This window comes from Cobetia sp. (genome assembly GCF_983723665.1).
Genome location: NZ_CFDJES010000023.1, coordinates 12,119 through 15,977, shown reverse-complemented (window position 1 = coordinate 15,977; position 3,859 = coordinate 12,119). Strand labels below are relative to the sequence as shown.

3 protein-coding genes are annotated in these 3,859 nt (G+C 63.2%); all 3 read left to right on the top strand.

The genetic code is table 11. From position 1 onward, the window contains the following. Positions 1 to 263: 263 nt before the first annotated feature. The 3 genes from AC4FAH_RS04115 (at position 264) to trxC (ending at position 3,752) form a co-directional block, all read left to right on the top strand. Positions 264 to 1,907, top strand: coding sequence for a GMC family oxidoreductase (locus AC4FAH_RS04115; protein WP_490245674.1), 1,644 nt, complete (start codon positions 264 to 266; stop codon positions 1,905 to 1,907). 79 nt (positions 1,908 to 1,986) lie between these two features. Beyond that, positions 1,987 to 3,054, top strand: coding sequence for a YeiH family protein (locus tag AC4FAH_RS04110; protein ID WP_225347067.1), 1,068 nt, complete (start codon positions 1,987 to 1,989; stop codon positions 3,052 to 3,054). A gap of 260 nt (positions 3,055 to 3,314) precedes the next feature. Beyond that, the gene (gene trxC / locus AC4FAH_RS04105; RefSeq protein ID WP_043331344.1) at positions 3,315 to 3,752 is read left to right on the top strand and encodes a thioredoxin TrxC; all 438 of its coding nucleotides are present in this window, start codon (positions 3,315 to 3,317) and stop codon (positions 3,750 to 3,752) included. Positions 3,753 to 3,859 lie beyond the last annotated feature (107 nt).

Genomic DNA, 3,859 nt, shown 5'->3' with positions numbered 1-3,859 from the left:
CATGTCTCCAGAGCCCATGAGCCCTGCTTCTGGCCTCTCTGGTGACTGCCATTGATGGCGGTCTGTGTCGTTCTCGCTAGTTCGTCTTACATAGTTGGTCGTATAACGAGACGAAAAGTACCGTTACCGGCGTTTCAAATCTCAATGTAGGGCACTTTTTCAGCTTTGGCAAAGATATTGAGACAATACGTTTCGTATTTGACGAATCCAAATTTTGATACCATGATTATGAGACAATATGTCTCGATATGGTATATAAAATAATGAAAACAACACGTTACGCCAATGCCGACGCATCAGCCGCCTATGACTACATCGTGATCGGAGCGGGTTCAGCCGGTTGCGTGCTAGCCAATCGTCTAACCGAAGACCCCTCCATCAAGGTCTTGCTGCTGGAGGCCGGCGGCTCGGACTGGAATCCGTGGATTCATGTGCCGGTGGGCTACTTCAAGACGATGCATAACCCGGCCACCGACTGGTGCTATCTCACCGACCCTGACAAGGGCATCAATGGTCGTCGGCTGCAGTGGCCGCGGGGCAAGGTGCTGGGCGGTTCCAGCTCGCTCAATGGGCTGCTGTATATCCGTGGCCAGCACGAGGACTACGACGACTGGGCGGCCGCGGGCAATCAGGGTTGGGGCTACGCGTCAGTGCTGCCGTACTTCCGCAAGTCGGAGTGTCAGGCGCGCGGCGCCAACCAATGGCACGGTACCGATGGGCCGCTGCATGTCTCTGACCTGCGCCTCAAGCGCGAGATCGCCGAGCGCTTCATCGAGGCGGCGGTGGAGGCGGGGATTCCGCTCAACCAGGACGTCAATGGCGAGCGCCAGGAAGGGGTCGGCTATTTCCAGCAGACCACCTACAAGGGCCTGCGCTGCAGCACGGCCAGGGCTTTCCTGCGCCCGGCGCTCACGCGCAGCAATCTGACGCTGGTCAAGCATGCGCACTGTCGCCGCGTGTTGCTGGAAGGCAAGCGTGCGGTGGGAGTGGAATACGAGGTGAAGGGCACGATCCACACGGCGCGCGCCGAGCGCGAGGTGCTGCTGTCCAGCGGCGCCATCGGCAGCCCGCAGATTCTGCAGTGCTCCGGTATCGGTGAGCCCGAGCATCTGGCCAGTGTCGGCGTCGAATGCCTGCACGCGCTGCCGGGAGTCGGGGAAAACCTGCAGGACCACCTGCAGGTACGGCTGGTGTTCAAGACCCAGTGCCGCACCCTCAATGACGAGGTGCGTCATCCGCTCAAGAAGCTGGCGGTCGGCACCCAGTACCTCTTCACGCGTACCGGCCCGCTGACGCTGGCAGCCAGTCAGGTGTGCGCCTTTACCCAGTCGCGCGAGGGGCTGACGCGCCCCGATATCCAGTTCCACATGCAGCCGTTGAGTGCCGACAAGCCCGCCGATGGCGTGCATCCGTTCTCGGCGTTCACGTCCTCGGTGTGTCAGCTGCGCCCGCACAGTCGCGGCCAGGTGCGCATCACCAGCGCCGACGCCAGCATCTATCCTTCCATCCAGCCCAACTATCTGAGCGCCGAGGAAGACCGCCGCGTGGTGGTCGATGCCATCAAGGTGGCGCGGCGTATCGCCCAGGCAGCGCCGCTGGCCTCGGTGATCAGCGAGGAGTACGTGCCGGGCGCGCACTACCAGAGCGATGAGGAGTTGCTGGAAGCCGCGCGTCAGTTCAGCCAGACCATCTATCACCCGGCGGGCACCTGCAAGATGGGCCACGATGCGCTGGCGGTGGTGGATGACGAGCTGCGTGTCCATGGCCTGCACGGCTTGCGCGTGGTGGATGCCTCGATCATGCCGGTGATCGTGTCCGGCAATACCAATGCGCCGACCATCATGATCGCCGAGAAGGCCGCCGACATGATCAAGGCCGCCCAGGTGAACATGGCCCAGGCCAGCTAGCAGGCCTGCGTGCCTGAACGACACATCGCGGCGGGGCAGCTTGCCCGTCACCGCTTGCTGGTCTTCAAGAGGAATCCGCGTGGCCACTGACAACAGTTCATCACTGCACGACACACCCACCCCGCCCACCAGCCTGTGGCGGACCCTGGAAGGGCGCGTGCGCACCATCATGCCGGGCCTGTTGATCTGCATCATCATCGCGCTGGCGACCACCTTCATCGCCGATCATTACGGCGGCCCGACGCTGCTCTATGCGCTGCTGTTCGGCATGTCGCTGCACTTTCTCTCCGAGGAGGGGCCGTGCAAGGCGGGCATCGAGTTCGCCTCCAAGACGGTACTGCGCCTTGGCGTGGCCCTGCTGGGCGTGCGCATCACGCTGGAGCAGGTCGCGAGTCTCGGCCTCGGCCCGGTGATCACGGTGGTGCTCGGGGTGGTGGCGACCATCCTGTTCGGCGCGCTGCTGGCCCGCGTGATGGGGCTGGACCGCGACATGGGGCTATTGACCGGTGGCTCGGTGGCCATCTGCGGTGCCTCGGCGGCACTGGCGCTGTCGGCGGTGATGCCGCGCAACGCCACCAGCGAGCGCCACACCATCATGACCGTGGTCGGGGTGACGACCCTCTCGACCGTGGCGATGATCACCTATCCGCTGATCGTCAGGCTGCTGGGGCTGGATGATGCCGAGGCCGGCATCTTCCTCGGCGGCACCATCCATGACGTGGCTCAGGTGGTGGGCGCGGGCTACATCATTTCCGAGCACACCGGGGATGTCTCGACCTTCGTCAAGCTGCTGCGGGTGGCGATGCTGGTGCCGGCGGTGATGGTCTTCATGCTGCTGTTCCGCAGTGCGCGCCAGGCCAATGGCGATGAGGGCGGCAAGGTGCCGATGTTCCCCACCTTCCTGATCGCCTTCGTGGCACTGGTGTTGATCAACAGCCTCGGCTGGGTGCCAAGCGTCGCCGTGGAAGGCTTCACTGATCTGTCGCGCTGGTGTCTGGTGGCGGCGATTGCCGCGCTGGGCGTCAAGACGTCGTTCCAGAAGCTGGCGGTGGTGGGCTGGAAGCCGGTGATCCTGATGGTGGTGGAAACCCTCTTCCTGCTGGTGCTGGTGACGCTGTGCATCAAGTTCGGGCTGGCCAGCATCTGAGCGACTCTTGGGTGTGCTAAAGCGCGAAGGGCCCCGCCGTGACTGGCGGGGCCCTTCAGGTTGAGTGCAGGGGGTCGTTAAGTTCGTTCGGGTCAGGCGAATGTTCAGATCAGGCGGGCTCATACAGCCAGCCAATCAGGGCGATAAGGTGGCTCAATTGCTTCCTGGCCCACGAGTCGTATGATCTGCGCTTATCGGTACGCGTCTGACGGTTGACCGTCACGTGGCGCGCCGCATCCCCATTTCTCTGGAGTCCGATCATGTCTGAATCCCTCGTGCTGGCCTGTCCGCAATGTCTCGCTCTCAATCGTGTGGCCACCGCGCGTCTGGATGACAACCCCAGCTGCGGCAAGTGCAGCGCCGCCGTACTGCCCAAGGAGCCGCTGGAACTGACCAGCGACAACTTCGAGGCCCTGGTGGTGCGCAGTGAAATGCCGGTGGTCATCGACTTCTGGGCCAGCTGGTGTGGCCCGTGCAAGATGATGGGGCCGATCTTCAATGAAGTCGCCGCGCAGATGGGCACCCGTGTGCGTTTCGCCAAGATCGACACCGAAGCCCAGCAGGCGCTGGCCGGTCGTTTCGGCATCCGCAGCATTCCGACGCTGCTGGTGATGAAGCAGGGCAAGGAGCTGGCGCGCGAATCAGGCGTGATGCAGGCCGGTCAGCTCAAGCAGTGGCTGGCACCGCACGCGGTGTGACCACGGCCCGCTCAAGACAAGTCCGCAGTTGAGCGTTCAGGGAAACCCGGACGCAGCTCAAGAACTGACAACGCCTGACGTGCAATCGCGTCAGGCGTTGTCGTCTC